18 protein-coding genes and 1 riboswitch are annotated in these 22,956 nt (G+C 71.5%); of the genes, 9 read left to right on the forward strand and 9 right to left on the reverse strand.

Annotated features, from left to right (window positions below):
* Positions 1 to 29: 29 nt before the first annotated feature.
* From ABT025_RS11895 to ABT025_RS11905, 3 genes are all read right to left on the reverse strand, one after another.
* The gene (locus tag ABT025_RS11895) at positions 30 to 1,430 is read right to left on the reverse strand and encodes a purine-cytosine permease family protein (protein ID WP_350992673.1); all 1,401 of its coding nucleotides are present in this window, start codon (positions 1,428 to 1,430) and stop codon (positions 30 to 32) included.
* Positions 1,420 to 1,513, reverse strand: a riboswitch (TPP riboswitch). (Overlaps the previous gene by 11 nt.)
* A 44-nt stretch (positions 1,514 to 1,557) precedes the next feature.
* Entirely contained in the window at positions 1,558 to 2,523 is a 966-nt protein-coding gene (locus tag ABT025_RS11900; RefSeq protein WP_350992675.1) for a formylglycine-generating enzyme family protein, read from the reverse strand.
* Positions 2,520 to 3,764 carry an ROK family transcriptional regulator gene (locus tag ABT025_RS11905; protein ID WP_350992677.1) on the reverse strand — a complete coding sequence of 415 codons (1,245 nt, stop codon included), beginning with the start codon at positions 3,762 to 3,764 and terminating at the stop codon, positions 2,520 to 2,522. The genes ABT025_RS11900 and ABT025_RS11905 overlap by 4 nt, the downstream gene beginning before the upstream one ends.
* Positions 3,765 to 3,970: 206 nt before the next feature.
* Here ABT025_RS11905 and ABT025_RS11910 point away from each other — a divergent pair, with 206 nt between their 5' ends.
* From ABT025_RS11910 to ABT025_RS11940, 7 genes are all read left to right on the forward strand, one after another.
* Entirely contained in the window at positions 3,971 to 5,458 is a 1,488-nt protein-coding gene (locus ABT025_RS11910) for a sulfatase family protein (RefSeq protein WP_350992679.1), read from the forward strand.
* The gene (locus tag ABT025_RS11915) at positions 5,455 to 6,315 is read left to right on the forward strand and encodes an ABC transporter permease (protein ID WP_350992683.1); all 861 of its coding nucleotides are present in this window, start codon (positions 5,455 to 5,457) and stop codon (positions 6,313 to 6,315) included. The genes ABT025_RS11910 and ABT025_RS11915 overlap by 4 nt, the downstream gene beginning before the upstream one ends.
* 2 nt (positions 6,316 to 6,317) lie before the next feature.
* A complete protein-coding gene (locus ABT025_RS11920; RefSeq protein ID WP_350992685.1) occupies positions 6,318 to 7,100 on the forward strand; it encodes an ABC transporter ATP-binding protein in 783 nt (260 codons plus the stop codon).
* Positions 7,097 to 8,125, forward strand: a complete 1,029-nt coding sequence (locus ABT025_RS11925; protein ID WP_350992687.1) for an aliphatic sulfonate ABC transporter substrate-binding protein — start codon at positions 7,097 to 7,099, stop codon at positions 8,123 to 8,125. The genes ABT025_RS11920 and ABT025_RS11925 overlap by 4 nt, the downstream gene beginning before the upstream one ends.
* On the forward strand, positions 8,122 to 10,398 hold the full coding sequence (locus tag ABT025_RS11930) for a DUF4838 domain-containing protein (RefSeq protein WP_350992689.1): 2,277 nt from the start codon (positions 8,122 to 8,124) through the stop codon (positions 10,396 to 10,398). Before ABT025_RS11925 ends, ABT025_RS11930 begins: the two co-directional genes overlap by 4 nt.
* A gap of 249 nt (positions 10,399 to 10,647) precedes the next feature.
* The gene (locus tag ABT025_RS11935; protein WP_350992828.1) at positions 10,648 to 12,567 is read left to right on the forward strand and encodes a glycoside hydrolase family 84 protein; all 1,920 of its coding nucleotides are present in this window, start codon (positions 10,648 to 10,650) and stop codon (positions 12,565 to 12,567) included.
* 107 nt (positions 12,568 to 12,674) lie between these two features.
* On the forward strand, positions 12,675 to 16,178 hold the full coding sequence (locus ABT025_RS11940; RefSeq protein ID WP_350992691.1) for a beta-galactosidase: 3,504 nt from the start codon (positions 12,675 to 12,677) through the stop codon (positions 16,176 to 16,178).
* 67 nt (positions 16,179 to 16,245) lie between these two features.
* Here ABT025_RS11940 and ABT025_RS11945 read toward each other — a convergent pair whose 3' ends face one another.
* The 5 genes from ABT025_RS11945 to ABT025_RS11965 all read right to left on the reverse strand — a co-directional run bounded on the left by ABT025_RS11945 (position 16,246) and on the right by ABT025_RS11965 (position 20,393).
* Positions 16,246 to 16,737, reverse strand: coding sequence for an FBP domain-containing protein (locus ABT025_RS11945; protein WP_350992693.1), 492 nt, complete (start codon positions 16,735 to 16,737; stop codon positions 16,246 to 16,248).
* Positions 16,738 to 16,778: 41 nt separating this feature from the next.
* Positions 16,779 to 17,297, reverse strand: coding sequence for a nucleotide triphosphate diphosphatase NUDT15 (locus ABT025_RS11950; protein ID WP_350992695.1), 519 nt, complete (start codon positions 17,295 to 17,297; stop codon positions 16,779 to 16,781).
* A 298-nt stretch (positions 17,298 to 17,595) separates the two neighbouring features.
* The gene (locus ABT025_RS11955) at positions 17,596 to 18,495 is read right to left on the reverse strand and encodes a hypothetical protein (protein ID WP_350992697.1); all 900 of its coding nucleotides are present in this window, start codon (positions 18,493 to 18,495) and stop codon (positions 17,596 to 17,598) included.
* Positions 18,492 to 19,505, reverse strand: a complete 1,014-nt coding sequence (locus ABT025_RS11960) for an SPFH domain-containing protein (protein ID WP_350992830.1) — start codon at positions 19,503 to 19,505, stop codon at positions 18,492 to 18,494. Before ABT025_RS11960 ends, ABT025_RS11955 begins: the two co-directional genes overlap by 4 nt.
* A 258-nt stretch (positions 19,506 to 19,763) precedes the next feature.
* The gene (locus ABT025_RS11965; protein WP_350992699.1) at positions 19,764 to 20,393 is read right to left on the reverse strand and encodes a TetR/AcrR family transcriptional regulator; all 630 of its coding nucleotides are present in this window, start codon (positions 20,391 to 20,393) and stop codon (positions 19,764 to 19,766) included.
* 165 nt (positions 20,394 to 20,558) lie between these two features.
* Between ABT025_RS11965 and ABT025_RS11970 the strand changes: the two genes are divergently transcribed.
* Together ABT025_RS11970 and ABT025_RS11975 are read left to right on the forward strand one after the other, a co-directional pair.
* Complete coding sequence (locus ABT025_RS11970; protein ID WP_502971926.1) at positions 20,559 to 21,395, forward strand: phosphatase PAP2 family protein; 837 nt, start codon at positions 20,559 to 20,561, stop codon at positions 21,393 to 21,395.
* Positions 21,392 to 22,348 (forward strand): DMT family protein, encoded by a 957-nt coding sequence (locus tag ABT025_RS11975; RefSeq protein ID WP_350992703.1) that lies wholly within the window; start codon positions 21,392 to 21,394, stop codon positions 22,346 to 22,348. Before ABT025_RS11970 ends, ABT025_RS11975 begins: the two co-directional genes overlap by 4 nt.
* A 38-nt stretch (positions 22,349 to 22,386) precedes the next feature.
* Here the strand turns inward: ABT025_RS11975 and ABT025_RS11980 are convergent, their stop codons facing one another.
* Positions 22,387 to 22,938 carry a PadR family transcriptional regulator gene (locus ABT025_RS11980; RefSeq protein WP_350992705.1) on the reverse strand — a complete coding sequence of 184 codons (552 nt, stop codon included), beginning with the start codon at positions 22,936 to 22,938 and terminating at the stop codon, positions 22,387 to 22,389.
* Between the last annotated feature and the right edge of the window lie 18 nt (positions 22,939 to 22,956).

Raw genomic sequence — 22,956 nt, forward strand, 5'->3', positions numbered from 1 at the left:
CCGGCCCTGCGGCGAAATGTCATGCGCCGTCAGGGCCGGAGGCGCAGCCGTAGCGGGGTGTAGACCGCCAGGGCCACGAGGAACGCCACGCCGTAGGCGAGGTCCGCCCCGTGCAGCGCGTCGGCGGCCGGACCCACGTACAGGCTGGTGTTCATGAACGGTGTCGCCGCTGCGAAGCCGAGGACGAAGGCGGTCGGCGCCGGCCACCACGGCTGCCGGCGGGAGCTCTCGTCGGCCAGGTCGATGGGGGAACCGTTGCGGGACCGCGCCCGGACGGTCCAGTCGACGGCGACGATCGCGACGAATGCGGGGATCCAGTAGCCGACGAGGAGCAGGACGTTCTGGAAACGTGTCGTGGTGTCGGCCGCGTGCATCCACAGCACGAGGGGGAAACCGAGTACGGCGGCGAGTGCCGCGGCGACGGGGCGCGGCAGGCGGACCCCCATGGTCTGCAACGCCAGCGATCCGCTGTAGTCGTTCATGGCGTTGCTGCACAGTGCTGCGAGGGCCACGGAGAGCAGCCCGAACGCTCCGAGAGCGCCGCCGCCGAGCAGTGTGTCGATGCCGCGCGCGGTCTGATCGGTGAAGACGGACGCCCCCCACAGGCCGAGGGCCTGGACCGCCACGAAGGAGGCACCGATGCCGAGCAGCGTGCACCAGAACATGCGCGGCCGGGACGTGGTGCGCGGCAGATAGCGGCTGAAGTCACTGGCGTACGGGGCCCAGGACAGTGCGAGACTCAGCGCGATGGTGCAGGTCAGGACGAACGCGCCCGCCCGGTCGGCACCGTGCACCGAGCCGGTGGTGACGGGTTGGACGCCGTGCAGGAGCTTCGTGGCGAGCACGATGAAGGCGGCGGCCAGAGCGAACGTCATCACCGTCTGGAGCCGGTGGATCACCTCGTACCCCAGGACGCCGAGTGCGCCCTGGGCGGCCATCATGACCAGCACTCCGAGCCAGAACGGCCAGCCGCACAGCTGGGCCAGCGCGTCCCCTCCGAACAGGCCGATCAGCGCGTCCCAGGCGATGGACGACAACCACTGCAGCGCGCCGGGCAGTACGACACCGCGGCCGAACGCCAGCCGTGCGAGCGGGAGTTGACCGGCACCCGTCTGGCTGCCCCAGGTGCCCAGATACGCGGTGGGCGCGGCCCCCACGAGCGTTCCGAGCACCACGGCGGCGAGCGCCGTGGTGAAGTCCAGGCCCAGCGCGATGCCGACCGTGCCGGTGAAGACCCCGGTCATGGTCAGGTTGGGGGCGAACCAGACGGTGAACAGCCGTCCGGGGCCGCCGTAACGGCGGTCCTCGGGTACGGGGGCTATGCCGTGCGCCTCGATGCGCAGGTCGCCGGGGGCGGTGGGCATGCGCCCGTCGAATGCGGGCTGTGCTTCGACGGCTGTGTGCCGGTCCTGGGCATACGGCAATGACATGAGACATCCCTCCGCCAGTGCTAACTGGTTCAGGTTCGACGGGTGTGTTCTCAGCCCCCTGAGGGGCACCCCGTGTCCGGTGCGGCGGCCAGGATAGCCGGATGTGCGCGACTCGCGATGCGGGGGGTCAGAGGGTGACCGCGCAGCGGAACCCGCCGTGGCCCGTCGTGCTGTCGGGGGTGTTGGATGTGCGGGCGGCGATCCGGTAGCGGTTGCAGTACGAGCGGTGGCACAGGTACGAGCCGCCGCGCAGCACCCGGCTCTCGCCGTGTGGCGGCCCGGCCGGGTCCGAGCGGGTCTCCGGGCGGGCTTCGGCGTGCCAGTCGGCGCTGAACCGGTCGGCGCACCACTCCCAGACATTGCCCGAGGTGTTGTAGAGCCCGAAGCCGTTGGGGGCGTACGCCTTGGCGGGTGCGGTGCCCGCGAAGCCGTCCTCGCGGGTGTTGCGTACGGGGAAGTCGCCCTGCCAGATGTTGCAGCGGTGCCGGCCGTTCGGGGTCAGCTCGTCGCCCCACGGGAAGCGTGCCCGGACGAGTCCGCCGCGTGCCGCCTTCTCCCACTCGGCCTCGGTGGGCAGCCGCTTGCCGGCCCAGCGGGCGTACGCCGTCGCGTCGTGCCACGACATGTGGACCACCGGGTGGTCACGGCGGTCGCCGATCGAGGTGCCCGGCCCCTCGGGGGCGCGCCAGTGCGCTCCGGTGACCGCGCGCCACCAGGGGGCGCCGGGCACGGTGCCCGGCAGCACGGCATGCCGGGCCTCCTGCGGGACGAAGGAGCCGAACACGTAGGACCAGCCGATGAGTTCGGCCTCGGTGCGGTAGCCGGTGGCCTTGACGAAGACGGCGAAGCGGGCGTTGGTGACGGCGGCCGCGTCGATGCGGAACGGGGCGACGGTCACCTCCCGCACCGGCCCCTCGCCGTCCGCCTGGAACGCGTCCTCGTCCTCGCCGCCCATCAGGAACGGACCGCCGGGTACCGCCACCATGCCGCGGAGCAGGTCGGCGGGGCGTCGCGCGGGGACGGGGAAGTCCGCCGGGGGAGTGGTTGCGGCCGGCGCGGTGTTCTCGCGGGCGGGCCCGCAGCAGGCGTTCACCGTGAGATCCCCCCGTCGAGCGGCCGGCCGGCCCCGGCATCCGCGCCGGGGGCCGGGCGGTCGAGGAGTTCCGCGAGGTCCTGGCCTGTGGTGCGGAGCAGCAGGGCCACCCCGCCGAGCGCGGCAGCCTCGCCGCCGAGAGTGGATCCGCGTACCTCGATGGTGCGAGGCGCGGACGGCAGGGACAGCGCGGCGAGCTGCTCGCGGATCGGTGTGAGGACGAGAGCGTCGAGGGAGGCCGGTTCCCCGTAGACGACGATGCACTCGGGGTCGACCTGGGCGGCGAGGGCGGCGAGCACCCGTCCCGCGACGACGGCCGCGCTCCGGAACACCTCCGCGGTGTCCGGCTGGCCCTCGGCGGCGAGCGCGATCAGTTCCGCGGCGTCCGCGGCCGTCACCCCGCGATCGGCGCAGGCGGCGAGCAGAGCGGGGACGGAGATGAGGCCCTCCAGACAGCCCCGGCCACCGCAGTGGCAGGGCTTTCCCTCGGGGTCGCAGCTGGTGTGGCCGATCTCCCCGGCGGTGCCATGGGCGCCGTGGACCAGCGAGCCGTTGACCACGAGTCCGCCACCGACCCCTTCCGACCAGCGCAGATAGACGGCGTTCTCAATCCCGCGCGCCGCTCCCCAGGTCACCTCGGCGAGAGCCGCGAGCCGCGAGTTGTTGTCGGTGAGCACGGGGGCGTCGAAGTGCCGGCCCAGCTCCTCGGCGACATGGCCGGCGAACGGCGTCATGGTGCGCGGGTCACCGGAGGCGGGGTTCTGCACGAAGCCGGGAAGGCCGAGGCCGATGCCCGCGACGGGGGCGAGGCTGATGTTCTCGCGCCGCACCAGGTCCTCGACGGCGCGGATCGCCTGTGCGGCCCGTTCGGCCGCGCCGCTGTCCGCCGGGACGGGCGCGCTGTGGCGGCCGACGATCTCGTGGGCGCAGTTGGCCACGACCACGTGGATGTGGTGGCGCTGGAGATCGATGCCGATCAGTTCGGCGCCACGGGAGTTGAGCGAGATCTCCAGGGCCGGCCTGCCGCGTCCGCGCGGCTGCTCGGGGTCGGGAGCCTGCTGCTCGACGACGGCCCTGCGTTCGAGCAGGTCGGACACGATCGCGAACAGGGTGGTGCGGGAGAGACCGACCCGTGCCTTCAGCTCGCCGCGGCTCAGCGCGCCCGACCTGCGGAGCTCACCGAGTACGGCGGCTTCGTTGGCCCTGCGCAGGCGTTGGAGTGCATCGGTTCGTTCCGTCATGGACGCATGGTCGATCGGTCAAGGGGTTTCTGTCAACGTCCGGGACGAATTCACACAATGTTTATTCCCGAGGGTTGACGTAAAAAACTCGACGTCCCTACAGTTCCGGTCAATTGCCCGCACCGGCACGCGTCGGGACGTCACCCGACGGACTGCCGGCCGGCCCCCTGCAGCACCGTGAGCGACCACCGAAAGGGCGGCACCGAGTGGCCCCGCGCAACGTCCTGTTCCTGATGACCGACCAGCACCGGGTCGACACCCTGGGCTGTTACGGCAACCCACTCGTCGACACCCCGGCCCTGGACGCCCTCGCGGCCGAGGGGACCCGCTTCGACCGCTTCTACACCCCGACCGCGATCTGCACCCCGGCCCGCGCCTCGCTGGCCACCGGCCTGCACCCCTTCCGCCACGGCATGCTGAACAACCCCGAACGCAACGGAGGGAGCAAGGACGAGCTCTCCGACGAAGACCCCATGCTCTGGAGCCAGTTGAAGGACCAGGGCTACGCGGTCGGCCATGTCGGCAAGTGGCACATCGGCCGCGAGCGCGGCCCCGAGTTCTACGGCCTGGACGGCGAGCACCTGCCCGGCGCGCTCAACCCCGTCCACCATCCCTCGTACGAGAAGTGGCTGGAGGACAACGGCTTCCCGCCCTTCTCGGTACGCGAGCCCGTCTTCGGGACCGCAGCCAACGGCACCGGCCGCGGCCACCTCATCGCGGGCCGGCTCCAGCAGCCCGCCGAGGCCACCATCGAGGCCTTCCTCACCGACCGCACGCTCGGCCTGCTCGACCGCTACGCCGCCGACTGGAAGGCGAACGGCACACCGTTCATGCTGTCCTGCCACTGGTACGGACCGCATCTGCCCTACCTGATCCCGGACAGCTACTACGACCTGTACGACCCCGACGACGTGCCCCTCCCGGCCTCGATGGCCGAGACCTTCGCAGGGAAGCCCGAGGTACAGCGCCAGTACAGCGCGTACTGGTCCTCGGACGCCTTCGACGCCGCCGCCTGGCGCAAGCTCATCGCCGTCTACTGGGGCTACGTCACGATGATCGACCACCAGGCCGGCCGGCTGATCGAGGCGCTCAAGGGGCACGGCCTGTGGGACGACACCGCGGTCTTCTTCACCGCCGACCACGGCGAGTTCACCGGGGCCCACCGGCTCAACGACAAGGGCCCGGCGATGTACGAGGACATCTACAACATCCCCGGCATCGCCCGCGTCCCCGGCGCCCCCGCCCAGGTCAGCGACGACTTCGCCTCCCTCATCGACCTCAACCCGACCATTCTCGAACTGGCCGGGGCACCCGTGCCCGAGCTGTGCGACGGCACCAGCCTGCTGCCCCTGCTCAACGGGGCCGGAGCCGGGGACACCCGCGACGAGATCGTCGCCGAGTTCCACGGCCACCACTTCCCGTACTCCCAGCGCATGCTCCGCGACCGGCGCCACAAGCTGGTGCACAACCCGGAGAGCGTGCACGAGCTGTACGACCTGGAGACCGACCCGCACGAACTTCACAACGTGTACGAAGCGCCCGCCTACGCGGAGGTCCGGCGCGATCTCACCGTCCGGCTCTACCGCGAGCTGCTGCGCCGCGGCGACCCGGCCTACACCTGGATGAGCTACATGGCCGACATCGGCGGCGACCGGGCCGCGGACGTCGACGGCGTCGCGGAGGAAGTGGCATGAAGACACCGACCGAAACCGTCGAGGAACAACGGACGAGTCCACCGGGCCCGCAGGGCACGAAACCGTCGTCCCCGAAGGAGGCGCGCGGCACCAGGAAGAAGCGGGGAACCGGCCGGGTCGCCAACACCCTGCTCGGCCTCGCCTCCGCCGTGCTGGGGCTGCTGGTCTGGGTGGTGCTCGCCAACAGCGGCATCGAGGGCTTCCCCGGCCCCGTCGCCGTGGCCCGCCGCGCAGGTGATCTCATCGCCGACGGCACGCTCCTCGAAGACGCGGGCGCCAGCCTGAAACGCGTCCTCATCGGCTATGTCCTCGGTGTCGCCCTGGCGATTCCCGTCGGCTTCCTCATGGGCTGGTACCCGGTCGTCCGCAGGCTGATCGAACCCTGGCTGCAGTTCTTCCGCATGGTGCCGCCGCTCGCGATCATCCCGCTCGCCATCGTCCTCATGGGCATCGACGAGACCCCGAAGATCTTCGTCATCTTCCTGGCCTCGTTCCTGTCCTGTGTCGTCTCCACCTTCCAGGGGGTCGTCTCCGTCGACGTCACCCTCGTCAACGCGGCCCGGGTGCTCGGCGCCCGCGACCCGCAGGTCTTCCTCGGCGTCGTCGTGCCCGCCTCCACCCCGTTCATCCTGGTCGGCATGCGGATCGGGCTCGGCGCCTCCTGGGCGACCGTCGTGGCCGCCGAACTCATCGCGGCCCAGGGCGGGCTGGGCTACCGGATGCAGCAGGCGCAGGTCTACTACGACCTGCCGACCATCTTCGTCCAGCTCATCGCGATCGGCGCGATCGGACTCGCCATGGACCGGCTGCTCCTTCTCGCCGAGCGCCGGCTCACTCACTGGCAGGAACGGCGGTAACCATGCCCACCATCCAATTCAAAGACGTGACACGGGACTTCGCGGTCAAGGGCGGGGAATTCCTGGCCCTGGACCGAGTCAGCCTCGACATCGACGACGGCGAGTTCGTCACCGTCGTAGGCCCGTCCGGCTGCGGCAAGAGCACCTTGATGAACATCGCCGCCGGACTCCTGGACGCCACCGACGGAGAAGTCACCGTCGACGGCGCACCCGTCCACGGGCCCGCCCCCGAACGGGGCGTCATCTTCCAGCAGTACGCGCTCTTCCCCTGGATGACCGTCACCGCCAATGTCGAGTACGGACTCAAGGTCGCGGGCGTCAAGAAGGCGGAGCGCCGGCGCAGGGCCCGTGAGGTCATCGAACTCGTCGGCCTCACCGACTTCGCCGACTCCCTGCCCAAGACGCTCTCCGGAGGCATGAAACAGCGCTGCGCCATCGCCCGCGCCTACGCAGTGGACCCCAAGGTCCTCCTCATGGACGAACCCTTCGGCGCGCTCGACTCGCTCACCCGGGTCCGGATGCAGGAATCGCTCCTGGACACCTGGGGACGCGACCGGCGCACCGTCATGTTCATCACCCACGACGTCGACGAGGCGGTCTTCCTCGCCAACCGTGTCGTCGTCATGGCGGCCCGCCCGGGCCGCATCCACACGATCATCCCGGTCTCGCTTCCTTATCCGCGTACCGAGGAACAGCGCCTGTCACCCGAGTTCGCCGAACTGCGTACCCAGGTCTGGCACGCCGTCCACCACCAGCCCGCCCCGCTCGAAGGAATGCTGTCATGAAGTCGATCCCCGCCGTCCGCCGCCGAACCGCCGGACTGCTTCTGGCCCTGGCGCTCGTCTCCACCGCCACCTCCTGCGGGGACGACTCCTCGGACGCCGCCGGGGGCGGACCGCAGAAGATCAAGTTCGGTTACATCGCCGACTACAGCGGCTCCGTCGCACTGGCCGTCGCCCAGAAGCAGGGGCTGTGGAAGAAGGCGGGCGTCACCCCCGAGCTGAAGGTCTTCACCAACGGGCCGCTCCAGGTCACGGCTCTCGGGTCCGGCAGCCTGGACTTCGGCTACCTCGGCCCGGGCGCCCTCTGGCTGCCCGCCTCCGGCCGCGCGTCCATCGTCTCCGTCAACATGCTGGGCCTCGCCGACCGGGTCATCGCCCGGCCCGGCTCCGGCATCGAGAAGCCGGCCGACCTCAAGGGCAAGAAGGTGGCCGTCGCCGAAGGCACCTCCGGCGACATGATCCTCAACCTGGCGCTCAACGAAGCCGGTCTGAAGCCGGACGACGTCACCAAGGTCGCCATGGACGCCTCGACCGTCGTCACGGCGTTCTCCTCCGGCCAGGTCGACGCGGCCGCCACCTGGTACCCGCTGATCGACACGATGAAGAAGAACGTCCCCGGTCTCAAGGAGATCAGCGAGACGCAGGACTACTACCCCAAGCTGACCTTCCCCAATGTCTTCGTCACGCAGCCGAAGCTGGCCTCGGGGGATCCCGAACTCGTCAAGAAGGTGACCGGGGTGCTGAAGGAGGCCGGTGACTGGATCGCGGCGCATCCGGAGGAGTCGGAGACCGTCGCCGCGGACTTCCTGAAGCTGCCGGCCGGTCAGCTCAAGGGCTCCACGAAGTACGTGAAGATCCTGCCCTCGTCCGAGCTGACGAAGCTCACCCAGGACGGCACGGTCGACGGCTGGTTCGACGAGCTGGCCGGGGTCTTCAACCGCATGGGGAAGCTGCCCAACGCGGGCAAGGCATCGGACTACTACCTCGGCGACCTCTACGCCGCAGCCGGAAAGGCGGACCGCTCATGAACGACGCCTCGCACGAAGACCGCACCACCGCATCGAGCGCCATGAGACGGCGCGGATTCCTCGTGGGGACGGCCGGCCTGGCCGGCGCGGCCCTCCTGCCGGGGATCACCGCCACCGAGGCCACGGCAGCCACCGCACAGGCCGTCGGTGCCCCGCTCCGGGTGGCCTCCGGCGGCCGGGCCCGCGCCTCGGTGCTCTGGTGGGGCAGTGGCAGCGCGCAGTTCGCCGCCACCGAACTGCGCGACTACCTCTACCGGATCACCGGCGCCCGCCTCCCGCTGCGCGCCGTCCCCGATCCCGGAACCGCCCTGCCCGAGGGTGTCACCGGCCTCGTGGCGCTGCGCGCGGGGACCGGCGGACGGGACGGCATACCCGCGGCCGCGCTCGCGGACGCCGGCCGTGAACTCGCCGGCGCCCCCGAGGACTCCTTCACCCTCCTCGGTGACGACACCTGCCTCCTGCTGACCGGCACCGGTGACCGGGCTCCGCTGTACGCCGTCTACGCCCTCCTGGAACGGACCGGCGTGCGCTTCTTCGCCCCCGCCTTCCCCGCGTACGAGGGCCACCACGAGTACGTACCGGGCAGCCGTACGCTCGGCCTTCCGCCCGTGCGCCTCACCGACCGCCCGGGCTCGCAGCTGCGACGGCAGTACGCCGAGGAGGGTTTCAGCCACACCGCGGCAAGCCTGCCGCCGCTGCTGGACTGGATGGCGAAGAACCGGCTGAACACCTTCGTCTACCCGACGGACTACCTGGGCCTCGGCGTCACGACGTACGACGGGGTGCGCGACGTGCTGGTCCGTGAGGCGGGCAAGCGCGCCCTGCGTATCGAGACCGGCGGCCACGGCTACGACAGCTTCCTGCCGGAGGCCGACTACCCGCAGTTCTACGAATCCGGCGGACCGCTCTTCGACATCTACAACCCCGAGGCCCTGGACGCGTACGTGGCCAAGGTCGTCGGCTTCCTCCGGGAGCGCCCGGAGATCACCGTCTTCGACTGCTGGCCGCCGGACGTCGGTGCCTTCCAGAAGCCCGTTCTCGACCGCTACGGCAGCCCCGCCAACGCGGAATCGGTGGTGGTCAACGAGCTCGTCCGGGTGCTGCGGGAAGAACTGCCCGGCGTCCGGGTCGAACGGATCGCGTACGCCTCCACGGTGCGGCCGCCCGACCCGGAGTACGCGAGCGACCCCGAGGTCATCGTGGACTTCGCCCCGTACTCCCGGAACTACGACGGCCACCTCGGCGACCCCGCGATCAGTGCGAACGTGTCGTTCGCCAACGCGCTGCGGGCCTGGCGCACGACGCACCGGGGCCCGTTGGCGATGTACGAGTACTACCGGCGCTACCGCTGGCGCAGTCTGCCGGTGCACCCGCTCGCCACCATCGCGGGTGACGTCGGCTTCGAGGCGGGGCTCGGGCTCAACGGCTACGGGATGTACAGCGAGCCGGGCGACTGGATCACGTACGAACACGTCCAGAGCCTGTTCGCCGCGCTGGCCTGGGACAGCGGCCTGGACGCGGGCGCCTTCCTCGACGGTTACCTCCAGGCCCGCTTCGGCACCGGAGCGGCAGCCGCGATGCGTCGCTACTACGACCTGACGCGTTTCGACCCGGACACCCATGGGCCCGCCGTACTCACCACCAACTACACCCAGGCCCGTGCGGCACTCCAGGAGGCCACCGGGCAGGTGACGGGCGCGGCGCCCCGCACCCTGCTCGACCGGCTGACCCGCAACATCGACATCGCCCTGGCCGACATGAGGATCGGTCTGGCGCAGGCGGGCAGCGCCGAACTCGACGCCGCCCGCCGGGAGTACCGGGCGCTCGTGCACCGCAACCGGTTCAACGGGATCTGCCTGCCCAACATGCAGGCCTGGTGGCGGTGGAACGGCCCGCAGGGCCAGGCACCGTACGACGACGCGGGCATCCGCCAGGGTGTCGTCGACACCTACGCGAGCCCTGCGGCGGGCTTCGGCAACCCGGCGTCCCTGGTGCTCGCACCGGGCGGTGACGCCGCGGCGCTCGATGTCGAGGCCCAGGACGTCGACTTCACCGGTCACACCGTCCACTGGTCCGCCACCGCGCCCGACGGAGTCCTCCTGGAGCCGGCGAACGGCACGCTCAAGGTGCGCGGAACCGAGGGCGGTGCCCAGCGTGTCGCCGTGCGCGCCACCGCGGAAGCGGCGTCCGGCACGCACCGGATCACGCTGGAGTTCCGGCTGGCCGACGGGACGCGGCTGGTCCCCTCGGAGGTGACGGTCGGCATCAGCTGACCTGGGAGCGGGTCGACCGGTTCCGCGGCCCCGGGCCGGCGGAGCCGGTCGACCGGTCTGCCCATCGACCGCCCGGTATCCAACATTATTAAACGTCTAGACCAAACAGGATCGAACGAAAGTCCTTGACGGCCCCGCTGTGGTGCGGGATTCTCCTGAACACTTCGCTGGTTTAGACCACTTGGAGACTCTGTGAGACGTCGCGATGTGACCACGCTCGCATGCCTGCTGGCCACGGCAACCGCCGTGATGTGCCTGGCATCGCCCGCCGGCGCCACCCGGCCTGCCGGTCCGGCAGGTGCCACCGCCACCGCCCTCCCACCGGTCTCACCCGCCCCGCAGTCCATCGGCCGCTCCGGATCCGACGCCACCGTCACCGGCCGGGTGCTCGTCGTCGCCGACGACGCGACGGACACCGCGGCGCTCGACCGCCTCGTCGCCGAGCTCAAGGCGCACGGCGCCGGCCGGGTCGACGTCGTGACACCCGGTCATGTACCTGCGGCGGCCGCAGGCCTGCTCACCGTGCGGCTGGGGTCCGCCACCCGTCCGGACATCGCCCGCGCACTCGGCACCACGGCGGCTCCCGACCACGCGGAGGGCTACGCACTGCGGGTCTCCGGGCACGGGCCCGGCCGGTCGGCGGCCCTCGGCGGCACGGACGCCGCCGGACAGTTCTACGCCGTGCAGACGCTGCGCCAGCTGTTCACGCGCGCAGGCAAGGGCTGGAAGGTGGCCGGGGCGTATGCCGCCGACTTCCCCTCCATGCCGCTGCGCGGCACCATCGAAGGCTTCTACGGAACGCCGTGGACACATGCCGAGCGGCTCGACCAGATGGACTTCTACGGCGACGTGAAGGCCAACACCTACATCTACGCGCCCAAGGACGACCCGTACCACCGCGGCAAGTGGCGCGAACCCTACCCCGCCGACAAGCTCGCGGAGCTGGGCCAACTGGTGCAGCGGGCCACCGCCAACCACGTCCGGTTCACCTTCGCCGTCTCCCCGGGCGAGTCCATCTGCTACTCCGACGCGGCCCACCGCAAGGACCTCGACGCCAAGCTCCAGGCCATGTACGACCTGGGCACACGGGCGTTCTCCATCCCGCTGGACGACATCAGCTACACCCGCTGGAACTGCGAGGGTGACCGGGCGAAGTTCGGCGAACCCGGCCGCGAGGCCGCCGCCAAGGCGCAGGTCGACCTCCTCAACGGCCTGCAGCACGACTTCATCGCCACCCACCCGGGCACACAGCCGCTGCAGATGGTGCCGACCGAATACGGGGACCTGACCGACACCGCGTACAAGCAGACCCTGCGCGCCACGCTGGACCCCGCGATCGAGGTGATGTGGACCGGCACCGACGTCGTGCCGCCGAGCATCACCGACCAGCAGGCCGAAGGAGCGGCGAAGCTGTTCGGCCGCAAGGTGTTCGTGTGGGACAACTACCCCGTCAACGACTACGGGAACACCAGCGGGCGGCTGCTCCTCGCACCGTACGACAAGCGTGAGGCGGGCCTGTCCACACACCTCACCGGCATCGTGGCGAACCCCATGAACCAGCCGTACGCCAGCAAGATCGCCGTCTTCGGGGCGGCGGGCTTCGCCTGGAACGACACGGCCTACGACGCACGCTCCGAGTGGCGCCGGGCCATGTCCTACCTCGCGGGCGGCGACCGGGCGGCGACCGAGGCCCTGCTGGTCCTCGGCGACCTCGAACACCTGGCGCCCACCTTCGGCGCCACGCCCTGGCAGCCCCAGGCTCCCGAACTCGCCCGCCGCACGGCGGAGTTCTGGACCTCGTGGGACGCCGGCGACCGGACCGGCGCCCTCGCGGAACTGCGCCCGTACGCCAACGCCGTCAGGAACGCTCCCGAGGCCATCCGCGGCGGCGCCGTCCAGCCCGGATTCGTCACCGACTCCGCGCCCTGGCTGGACGCCACCGCGCTGTGGGGCGGTGCGGCGGTGACGACGCTGGACGCGCTCGACGCCTGGAGCACGGGCGACAAGGACGCGGCCGCGCGCCTGCTCGCCGCCTCGCAGGGGCTGCAGGACCAGGCACGCGCCGTGCGGGTCGACCCGCCGCGCAACTCGTGGGGCAGCGTCCGGCCCAAGGTCGGCGACGGCGTGCTCGACACCTTCCTCGCGCAGGCCGCGAGCCGGATGCAGTAGTCGGGACACCCTCTTCCCGAGAAGAGGACCACGTTGTACGGGGCCGGCCGGTCCGGCCCCGTACGACGGATGAACCGCACCATCCGCACACCAGCGAAAGGGCGTTCATGACGAACCACCCCCACCGGCCGGGCGTCTTACGACGCCGCGCCGTCGTCGGCGGCCTGGCCACCGGCCTCCTGCTGTCCCTCGCCTCACCCCTGCCGGTGTCCGCGCACACCGCGGACCGGTCCGCGCGAGCCCCCGCAGCCGCCGCGGCAGCCGTCAGCCATCCCTTCCCCGGCAACGACAACCGTCCCCACACCGTCGCCTGGGACGAGAAGTCGCTCAAGATCGACGGCGAGCGGCTGGTCGTGTGGTCCGGCGAGTTCCACTACTGGCGGCTGCCGAGCCCGTACCAGTGGCGCGACGTCCTGCAGAAACTCAAGGCGTCCGGCTTCAACGCCGTGTCGCTGTACTTCTTCTGGGGCTACCACTCCAGCGAACCCGGCTCCTACGACTTCACCGGCGTCCGCGACGTCGACCGGCTCCTGACCATGGCCGAACAGGAGGGCCTCTACGTCATTGCCCGCCCCGGCCCGTACATCAACGCCGAGGTGAGCATGGGCGGCCTGCCGGCGTACATGACCACCCACGGGGGTGAGCAGCGCACGGCCGACCCGCAGAACCTGGCGGCCGACCTGGAGTGGCTGAAGGCCGTCAACGCCATTATCGGCAGGCACCAGATCACCGACGGCGGCGGCAGCGTCATCGCCTACCAGGTCGAGAACGAGCAGATCGACAACTCGGCCAAGCACATCGACTACATCGAGAAACTGCAGAGCGCCGTCGTCGGACAGGGCATCACCGTCCCGCTGTTCCACAACGACTACGGCAACGGCCACGGCTGGAACGTGCCGGGCGGGCCCGGTGGGTCCGAGCTGGATCTCTACGCCTTCGACACGTATCCGCTGGGCTTCGACTGCGCAGGCGGCCGGGGCCGACTGAGCGACTACGAGACCCGCATCCGCGGGTACTCGCCCGGCACGCCCGTCTTCATCGCCGAAGGGCAGGGCGGTGCGTTCACCGCCTGGGGCCGGGACTTCCAGACGGACGAGTGCGCGAAGTTCACGGACGCCGCGTTCATCCGCCAGTTCGCCGTGAACAACCTCGCCAACGGGGCCACCCTGTTCAACTCCTACATGGAGTACGGCGGCACCAACTGGGGCTGGACCGGCGACCCCGGCTCCGGATTCACCTCGTACGACTACGGGGCGGCGATCGCCGAGAACCGCGCGATCACCCCGAAGCTCGCCGTCCAGAAGGAATTCGGCTACCTGCAGAACGCCGTGAAGCCGATCGCCTCGGCCCGGGCCGTCACCGCCCCGCCGGTCACCGTCACGGGCGGCGGCCCCGTCAGGGCCCAGCAGCGCCTGTCCACCGAGGAGGCGGGCGACACCTCCGTCTCGGGCAACGGCATGCGGCTGATCACGCTGCGCCACCCCGATTCCAACGACACCACGACCAGCCGGGTCACGTTTCCCCTGGACCTGGCCACCCCTCCCGTTCCGCCGGAGGATCCCTCGTACGCCTGGAACGACTCGGACACCGCAGCGTTGAAGTTCACCGGTTCCTGGGACCGCGCGTCCGGTCAGTCGTGGACCGGCGGGGACTACAAGGACGACGAGACGTTCTCCTCGGTGGCCGGTGACAGCGTCGAAGCCGCCTTCGACGGACCGACCGTGCGCTGGATCGGGCCGGACTCCTCCAACCACGGCACCGCGGACGTGTACGTCGACGGCGTGAAGAAGACGACGGTCGACAGCTACGCCGCGTCACCCGTCTTCCAAAGGGTCCTGTACGAGGCGAACGACCTCGGTGCGGGTCCGCACACGCTCAAGATCGTCGTCACCGGCGAGAAGGGCACGGCCGCGTCCCAGGGAACCTTCGTCTCCGTCGACGCCATCGACACGAGTCCGACCACGGAGCCCGGTACACCCCCGGGCGACGCCGCCTACCCCCGTGTCCCGCAGAAACAGGGCACAGCGGTCACCGTGGACGGGCGTGACGCCGCGACCCTCGTGGCGGACTACGCCTTCGGTCCCCACCGGCTCGTCTACTCCACCTCCCAGGTGCTCACCCAGCTGAACGCCGGACGCGATCTGCTGGTTCTCGACGGGGCGAAGGGCACGGACGGCGAGACCGTCCTGCGCTACGAGGAGAAGCCCGAGGTCACCACCCTGGACGGAGCCCCGGTGGAGACCACCTGGGACCCGGAGCGCAAGGACCTGCGGATCAACTACGTGCACGACGGCACCCGGACGGTGCGCGTCTCGGGGGGCGGCCGCGTACTCACGGTCGTGATCTCCGACCGGGACGGCATCGCGGACACCTGGCAGCTCGACGCGGGGAGCAGCGATGTGCTCGTCCTGGGGCCGGAGCTCGCACGGACGGCCCAGGTCAGCGGGTCCCGGCTCGATCTGACGGGTGACACCCGAGAGGCGGGCCAGGTGCGCGTCTTCGCTCCCACCGGCGTGTCCGGCCTCACCTGGAACAACCGGGTCCTGACGACGAGCCGCGACGCCGCGGGAGCACTCGTGGCCGACCTGCCCGGCCCCGCGGACGTGTCGCTGCCGGCCCTGGACACCTGGCGCACCGCCGGGTCCGATCCCGAACGGACGGCAGCGTTCGACGACTCGGGCTGGACGGCGGCGGACCGGACCACGGCCGCCAATCCGCGCCACGGGCCCGGGGCGGTCTCCGGAGTCGTGCTGGACACGGACGAGTACGGATTCCACGAGGGCGACACCTGGTACCGCGGCCACTACACACCGGCCACCGCGGGCAGCACGGTCGAGGTCACGGTGAGGACCGGCACGGCCGGCCATGCTCTCGTCTGGCTGAACGGCCGCTACCTCGGCGCCCAGGGTGACGGCACAGCCACCCATACGGTCCCTGCGGGACTGGTCGAGCCGGGCAAGCCCGCCGTACTGGCGGTCCTGGTGCGGAACATGGGCCAGTACGAGGACTGGAGTTCGGACGGCCGGTCCAAGGGAGGCCGGGGTCTGGCCGACGTCGACATCGCCGGAGCGGGCAAGGTCGACTGGCGGATCCAGGGCGCCCTCGGCGGGCCGAAGCCCGTGGACACCGCGCGCGGGGTCTACAACAACGGAGGGCTGTACGGCGAACGCATGGGCTGGCACCTGCCGGGCGCACCGGACACGTCCTGGGCGCGCACCGGCGCGCTCAAGAGCGAGCGCCCGGGCGTGCAGTGGTACCGCACCACGGCCCGGCTGAACCTGCCCAAGGGCGCGGACACCGCGGTCGGCCTGCGGATCACCGACGACAGTGCGAAGGCGGACAAGTACCGCGTCCAGGTCTTCGTCAACGGCTGGAACACCGGCCAGTACGTCAACAACGTCGGACCCCAGAAGGAGTTCGTCATCCCCGCCGGATTCCTGAAGCCGCAGGGTGACAACACCATCGCGCTGGCCGTCACCGCCGAACAGAGCGGTGTCGGACCCGACGCGGTCGGGCTGGTGAACCAGGGCACCGTCCTGGGAGGCGTCACGGGCAAGCAGAACGCGGCGCCGGACTACGCGGCGGTCGCCGCACGGCGCACCGCTCGGTAGCCGGTCCGTACGCCGTGCCGTGCCCGCCCCGACGACCCTCGGGGCGGGCACGGTCGTCCCGCCCGGCTCAGAAGAGCTTGGCGACGAACGCGGAGAGATTGGCCGTCGTGCGGTCGATCTGCTCCTCCAGGGTCAGCGACTCCTTGAAGCGGGCACCCGACGCCACGGCCTTCTTCCCCCGCACATAGAGCGAGCAGGCCAGGTCGGTGCACATGTACAGCCCGACCGAATTGCCCTCGCGCCCCGCCGGACCCGCCTTGCGAGCGGTCATCAGCGACACCCCGCTGCCGGGGTGCGTGGTCAGACAGAGCGAACACATGCTCCGGTGGAGGAATCCACGCTGCTGGGAGGGGAAGCGCAGCGAGATCCCGGTCAACTTGTCCGCGCGCTCGGTGACGATGTAGCTCCGCCCCGGGGCGGAGAGATCACGCCAGCCCAGAAAGTCGAGATCGTCCCACGGCAGCTCGTCGAGATCGCGGGGCAGCGGCAGCCGCCCGGCCTCTCCCTTGGAGCAGTTGACGAACGATGCGCGGATGTCCTGTTCGGTCACGGCCTTCATACCGACGACGCTAACTCTGCCTATGAGCCCTAGGCAAACTATTAATTGATGTAGGCCTGAGCCTGTGTGCTCTCGGTCACGATGTCCAGCCTGTGGACGGGCGGGTGCGCGATGCCGAGACCGGGGCGCCAGGCCGCGAGGATCTGTGCCGAGGGGTCGAAGAGCGGCGTCGGCAGTTCCTCGGGCCGAGTCCACTGCCACGTGCTGATGAGATGGGGTTCGGTCACCTGCGCGGTGCCGTCCCCGACGGTGACCAGCGCGGCCATCGTCACCCGGTTGATCCCGTGGATCACGTCGTGCAGCATCGCGAAGACACGGACCTCGCTCTCGGCGGCCACCAGCCCCGTCTCCTCCCGGAGCTCACGCACCGCCGCAGCCGCGATCGACTCGTGCGTCGGGTCGACCTTGCCGCCGGGCAGCTCCCAGGTGCCGCTGTGGTGCCGGCCGAGCAGGATCCGCCCCTGCCCGTCCTGTACGAGCACGCCGACGCCCAGTGCCGCCTGGGCCAGGGGCGGGCGGGAGTTGCGGGCGGGGACGGGGGGCGTCGCGGCGCTGTCCATGGTGTTCCTCAAGAGGTTCGGTGACCGGTACGGGGCGTAGATCCTACGGGCGGGGCCGGCGCACAGGCCGAGGCAGGCGCCCGGAACGGATGCCTGCTGCGTAGTGTTCCCGTGGCGTCGATCGAGGGCGTACGCCCGGGGGCACGGGACTCCGCGGGAGGTGTGGGCCCTGGCCGGCGGTGACCGTCGTACGCTGACGGCCGCGCGCCGTCATTGCCCGGTCCGGGTGCCCCGGTCCGAGACGCCGGTCCGGGCCTCGACCCTGGTCCGGGGCCTCGGCCCGGGCGCCGGGCGGCGGTCAGCCGGTCAGTCGCAGCGAGGTGGCCGAGATGCCGAGCCGCACGGTCTGGCCCCACGTCAGTTCCAGCGCGTCCGCCTCCATGCCGTCGCCGAAGACCACCAGCCGGTCGGACTCGACGGTCAGCCGCAGACCCTGGCCGCGGGCCAGCTCACCCGAGACGAGCGAGGTGCCCGTCGCCGGTGACGGCCAGGCCTCCCGGACGAACCAGAGCAGCCGGGGGTCGGTCGGTCCGGGCAGTGCGAGCGGGCTGCGGCGCTCCTGCCACAGGGAGCGCAGCCACCCGGTGGCGCCGGTCCCCGTGCCGACCAGGACACCGGACGAGGCCTGCGACTCCGCGGGGGAGCCGACCGGTTCCGCGCCGATCCGGTAGCGCGCCGTCTGGTGTCCGGACGGGCCGAGGTAGATCTCGTTGAGGGCCAGGAGCCGCTGGGTGTCGTCGGCCACCGCCTCGACCATGGTGAGCTCGTCCGCCCGGCCGCCCGGCGCCACTGCGGCCCGCAGGAGGGCGGCCGCGTCGGCGGGCCGGTGGCGGACCAGGACGCCGGGATTGCGGCCGGGATCGGTGTCGATGCCCACGACCGGCTGGCCGGAGAGGTACTTGGCGGCGTTGGCGACCAGCCCGTCCTGGCCGACGACGACCACGACGTCCTCGGGTGCGAACAGGAACCGGTCCAGATCTGCCCGCTCCACCCGGGAGCGGCGCCACTGGAGAGGAACGGCCGCCGCCACGTCGGCCAGCGCCTGCCGGGTCCGCTCGTGCCGCCGGGCCACCTCGTCGATGGACCGGCCCCGGCTGGAGAGGAAGAACGCGGCCTGGCCGTGCGTGCCGTGCCGGGCCAGCAGCTCCTCGTACTCGGTGGTGCGGTGGACCAGTACCGCTCGCGGGGCCAGGCTCACGCCCGGGTCTCCGGGGCCGGGCCGCCGAGCCTGGCGAGCAGGCCGGTGAGGACGTCGGGGGAGAGGGTGAGGCTGTCGATGCGCGGCAGGTTCTCGGCGAGCCGGGTCACAGCCAGCGCGTGCAGCGTCGCGGTGTCCGCCTCGGCGTGCACCCGCAGCCAGGCCGCCTGCGCCTCGGCGCGGGCCGCGCCGATCTCGCGGGCCGCCTCCGCCTCGGCACGGGCGATGCGCACCGTGCGGGCCGCCTCCGCCTCGGCGCGCACCCCGTCGGCCGCCGCGTGCTCCTCGGCCTCGCGGCGGGTGTTGGTGCCGCGCTGGTCGACCAGCTGCTCCTCGCGACGGGCGAGCTCGATCTGGCTGGCCAGCTCGTTCTCGGCGATCGTCCGCTCACGCTCGACGGCCACGGCCCGGCGTTCGTAGGTGGCCCGGTCCGCCTCCTGCTGGATCTGCTCGCGGGCGGGGGTGCGCAGGGCCCGTTCCACCTCGGCCTCTGGGCGGATCGCGACGACGCGCACGGCCACCACGTCGATGCCGGTGGCGGGCAGCCGTGGTTCGCCGGCGAGGCCGGTCGCCACTCGTTCGCGTACCGCGGCGACACCGTCCACGAGCGCGCCGGCCAGCGGGGTGCGGGCCAGGACGTCCAGGGTGTGCTGCTGGGCCGTCTCGGTGAGCAGCGTCGCGATCTGCTCCAGCGGCGCACCGCGCCAGGCGCCGGTGTCGGGATCGACGGAGAAGTCGAGGCGTGCGGCCGCCTCGGCGGGATCGCTGATCCGGTACGTCACGGTCGCCTGGACGGTGACGTCCTGGAAGTCGGCGGTGCGGGCGTGGAACGCCATGGCCAGTTCGCGGTCGTTGACCGGTACTTCGGAGAGCGCGGCGCTCAGCGACCGGTACCAGAAGCTCAGCCCCGCCCCGTCGTGGGTGAGCCGGCCGCGCTTGTGGTGGCGGATGTGGGCGGTGGGCGCGGAGCGCAGATGGCGCCAGCCGAAGCGCCGGGTGATGTCGGCCATGTTGGGCCCCCTCGTTCTCGTCATGGGGACGATAACGGGAGTGTCCCTATATCGTCAAGGGGACGAAAAGGGGGTGGGAGAGGGAAGGGGCCGACGAGGGTCCGTCGGGTCCGGTGGGACCCGTTTCCCGGCGGAGAAACGCGGCCGGCCGGTGACTTCCGCAGAAGTCGCCGGCCGGCAGGGTGGTGCGCCGCCCCCGTCCCCACGGTGCGGCGCGGGTGGACCGTCGTCATCCGCCGGAGCGACGGCCCACGTCTGTCAGGACCCGGACGCGTGAGCGTCCAGGCCGAGTGCGGGAAAGACGGCACCCTCCATGAAGCGGACGAGGAACGTCTCGTCCGCGTAGGTGCACTCCAGCAGTGGGCGGGCGCGCACCACGCCCAGTAGCTGCGCGGAGACGAACTCCCTGGCCGGGTTGTCCGCGGCCACCTCGCCGCGCTCCACGCCGCGCGCGACCATGGCGTCGATCGCTGCCAGTTCGGGCAGAATCAGCGACTCGCGCATTGCGCACAGCAGCTCGGGGCTCTGCAGCGCGGCATGACTCAGGGCCAGCATCAGGGGCGTGTCGCGCCCGGAGCCCTCGCCGATGACGCGCGCCGCTTCACGCAGGTCCCCGGCCAGTGTGCCCGTGTCGATCCGGCCCAGCAGTCCGCGCCGGGTTCCGTGCAGCGCGGCGACGACCAGCTCGGGCTTCGAACCCCACTGACGGTAGAGCGTGGACTTGCCGCAACGGGACCGGGAGGCGACGCCTTCCATGGTGAGCGACTCGTAGCCGCTCTCCCTGAGCATGTCGAGCACGGCCGTGTAGAGCTCCTGGGCCCGCTCCGGCGTGATCTTCGAGCGGCGCGACGCGGTGGCCTGCTCCGGCTCCGTTTCCAGCGACGACATGCGCTTTCCCTCTCTGCGACTCTGCGACGAGGTCCTCGATACGCCAGTGTACCGATACGCAGGTGTTCCGATACGTTCGCGTATCGGTACACTGGCGTATCGATACGGCCTGGAATCCGTCCACGCCGCCGAAACACCGCTTCGTCAGCAAAGGGGCACCGGGTGATGTTCGCCGGTAGCAGGCCCGCCGATCGGGAGCCGGACACTTCTGCCCGACCGCCCCTCGTCCGCGAGCTTCTTCTCGTCGTAGGACTCTTCGTCATCTACAAGTTCGGCCGTCAGGCGGCCAACGGTCACGTCGACGAGGCGTTCCGCAACGCCGGGCACGTATGGGATCTCGAACGCGCTGTGCACCTGCCCGGCGAGGGCGCCGTACAGGCTCTGCTGCTCCATGACGAGACGCTGATCCACCTGGCGAACGCCTACTACGCGACCGTGCACTTCCCGGCCACCCTGCTCTTCCTCGCCTGGCTGTACTGGCGCCGCCCGCGTCACTACGTCTGGTCGCGCCGCATTCTCGCCGTGCTCACCGGCGCCGCGCTGGCCCTGCATCTGCTCTTTCCGCTCGCCCCGCCGCGGCTGCTCGCCGCGACCGGCCTCGTCGACACCGGGCAGGTCTACGGACCGACGGTGTACGGGGCGACGCCCGCCACCGACTCGATGGCGAACCAGTTCGCCGCCATGCCCTCACTGCACTTCGGCTGGGCGGTCATGGTCGGCGTCGGCCTCGTCGTCGCCACCCGCTCGCGGTGGCGCTGGTTGTGGCTGCTGCACCCGGCGATCACCCTGCTCGTCATAGTCGGCACCGCCAACCACTACTGGCTGGACTCGATCGTGGTCGCCGCGCTGCTCTCGGTCGTGTTCGCGGCGCTGCGGCTGCCGCGCGCGGAACCGGTCAGGGCGCCCCTGCCCTGGCCGTCCGTGGCCGGCGTGCCGGCCCACGCGGTCGCCACGCCCTACGGCTCCGGCCGTTCCTACGCCTCCTCCGGGACCGGGCGATGAACGCCACCCTGGCCGCCGTCGCGCTGTCGCTCGTCTCAGCCGCCGCCTACGCCTCGGCCGCGGTGGCGCAGGCACGGCTCGCGGGACGCACCGCACCGGGCACCGGAACGCTCCGGCTGCTCGGCAGCGGCGCGTGGTGGGCGGCCGTAGGGCTGAACGCCGGCGGCGCCCTGCTGCACGTCGCCGCGCTGAAGTACGGCCCGCTGACCCTCGTCCAGCCGCTCGGCGCGCTCACCCTGGTCGCCGCCGTACCGCTGGGCGCCCGGGCCGCCGGCCGGAAGGTCTCGACGACCGAGTGGCGCGGCACGTTCCTGACCCTGCTGGGCCTGGGAGCCCTGCTGATGACCGCCGGCGGCTCCGCCCCGCACGAGACGCTCAGCCTCACCGAGGCGCTGGCCGTCGGCGCGGGGACCATGGCCGTCGTCGCCGGTCTCAGCCGGCCGGGCGCCCGCCCCGGACTGCGGCACGCGGCGGCCTCCGGCATCACCTCCGGTGTCGCCTCCGCGCTCACCCAGACACTGACGGTCGCCGTCACCGACCACACCACCGGACCGCTGTTCAGCTGGCGCCTGTTGGTCGTCGCGGTGCTGGTGTCGGCCTTCGCGATGGGCGGACTGCTGCTCTCGCAGACCGCCTACCGGGGCGGCCTCGGCGCACCGCTCGCCGTCGTCACCCTGGCCAACCCGGTCGCCGCAGCGGCCATCGGCCTGGCCCTGCTGGGGGAGCGGCTCCAGGGCGGAACGGCCGGCCTGCTCCCGGCCCTGCTGGGCACGGCGGCGGCCGTACGCGGAGTGGTCCTGCTCAGCCGCGCCCAGGCGGCGACCGCACCCCCCGCCGGAGCGGCCGTGGCCGGACCGGCCCCGAGCACCCCGTCGAGGGTGGTCATCAGGAGCCCGCAGGCCGCATTCCGCCCGTCACACGGACATCTGCGACGGATCAGGGCCGGCCGCTGAGGGCTGTCGTCGTAATCCCTGGAACTGCGGGACAGCGCTCATCCGAGTGCGGACGCCGCGGCGCCGGCGTCCTCCTCCAGCGCCCGGGTCAGCCAGCCGATCCAGAAGTTCTCCAGATCGATACCGCCGCGCAGCACGAGATGGCGCAGCCGGTCCTCCGCCGCGTCGCGCCCGGGCGGGAAGTCGCGCTCCTCGATCTCCAGATACTCCGCGAGACGGCGCCGGTGCAGCGCGAGGTGGCGGCGCAGCTCCGCGTCGAGGCCGGGTGCGCCGACGACCGCCGCCGCGCGCATCCGCAACAGCAGCGGATCGCGGATCTGCTTGGGGTCCTCGGGGCGGGCCACCCAGGAGTACAACGCCTCGCGGCCCGCGGGCAGCACCTCGTACTCCTTCTTCTGCCCCCGGGCCGGCTGGGCGGGCGCCAGCGCCCTGATCTGTCCGGCCTGCTCCAGCTTTCCCAGCTCGCGGTAGATCTGCTGGTGCGTGGCCGACCAGAAATAGCCGATCGAACGGTCGAACCTGCGGGTCAGCTCCAGCCCCGACGAAGGCTTTTCGAGCAGGGCGGTGAGGATCGCGTGCGGGAGTGACATGAGGTGCATCCTAAGGAC

This window comes from Streptomyces sp. NPDC002809 (assembly GCF_040295435.1).
GTDB lineage: Bacteria > Actinomycetota > Actinomycetes > Streptomycetales > Streptomycetaceae > Streptomyces.

Bases quoted from the DNA above. Each gene is read 5' to 3' on its own strand.
- ABT025_RS11970 (WP_502971926.1), top strand. From the start codon at position 20,559: ATGTTCGCCGGTAGCAGGCCCGCCGATCGGGAGCCGGACACTTCTGCC.
- ABT025_RS11935 (WP_350992828.1), top strand. From the start codon at position 10,648: ATGTGCCTGGCATCGCCCGCCGGCGCCACCCGGCCTGCCGGTCCGGCA.
- ABT025_RS11915 (WP_350992683.1), top strand. From the start codon at position 5,455: ATGAAGACACCGACCGAAACCGTCGAGGAACAACGGACGAGTCCACCG.
- ABT025_RS11960 (WP_350992830.1), bottom strand. From the start codon at position 19,505: ATGGCCGACATCACCCGGCGCTTCGGCTGGCGCCATCTGCGCTCCGCG.
- ABT025_RS11965 (WP_350992699.1), bottom strand. From the start codon at position 20,393: ATGTCGTCGCTGGAAACGGAGCCGGAGCAGGCCACCGCGTCGCGCCGC.
- ABT025_RS11930 (WP_350992689.1), top strand. From the start codon at position 8,122: ATGAACGACGCCTCGCACGAAGACCGCACCACCGCATCGAGCGCCATG.
- ABT025_RS11980 (WP_350992705.1), bottom strand. From the start codon at position 22,938: ATGTCACTCCCGCACGCGATCCTCACCGCCCTGCTCGAAAAGCCTTCG.
- ABT025_RS11920 (WP_350992685.1), top strand. From the start codon at position 6,318: ATGCCCACCATCCAATTCAAAGACGTGACACGGGACTTCGCGGTCAAG.
- ABT025_RS11950 (WP_350992695.1), bottom strand. From the start codon at position 17,297: ATGGACAGCGCCGCGACGCCCCCCGTCCCCGCCCGCAACTCCCGCCCG.
- ABT025_RS11940 (WP_350992691.1), top strand. From the start codon at position 12,675: ATGACGAACCACCCCCACCGGCCGGGCGTCTTACGACGCCGCGCCGTC.
- ABT025_RS11895 (WP_350992673.1), bottom strand. From the start codon at position 1,430: ATGTCATTGCCGTATGCCCAGGACCGGCACACAGCCGTCGAAGCACAG.
- ABT025_RS11975 (WP_350992703.1), top strand. From the start codon at position 21,392: ATGAACGCCACCCTGGCCGCCGTCGCGCTGTCGCTCGTCTCAGCCGCC.
- ABT025_RS11945 (WP_350992693.1), bottom strand. From the start codon at position 16,737: ATGAAGGCCGTGACCGAACAGGACATCCGCGCATCGTTCGTCAACTGC.
- ABT025_RS11905 (WP_350992677.1), bottom strand. From the start codon at position 3,764: ATGACGGAACGAACCGATGCACTCCAACGCCTGCGCAGGGCCAACGAA.
- ABT025_RS11925 (WP_350992687.1), top strand. From the start codon at position 7,097: ATGAAGTCGATCCCCGCCGTCCGCCGCCGAACCGCCGGACTGCTTCTG.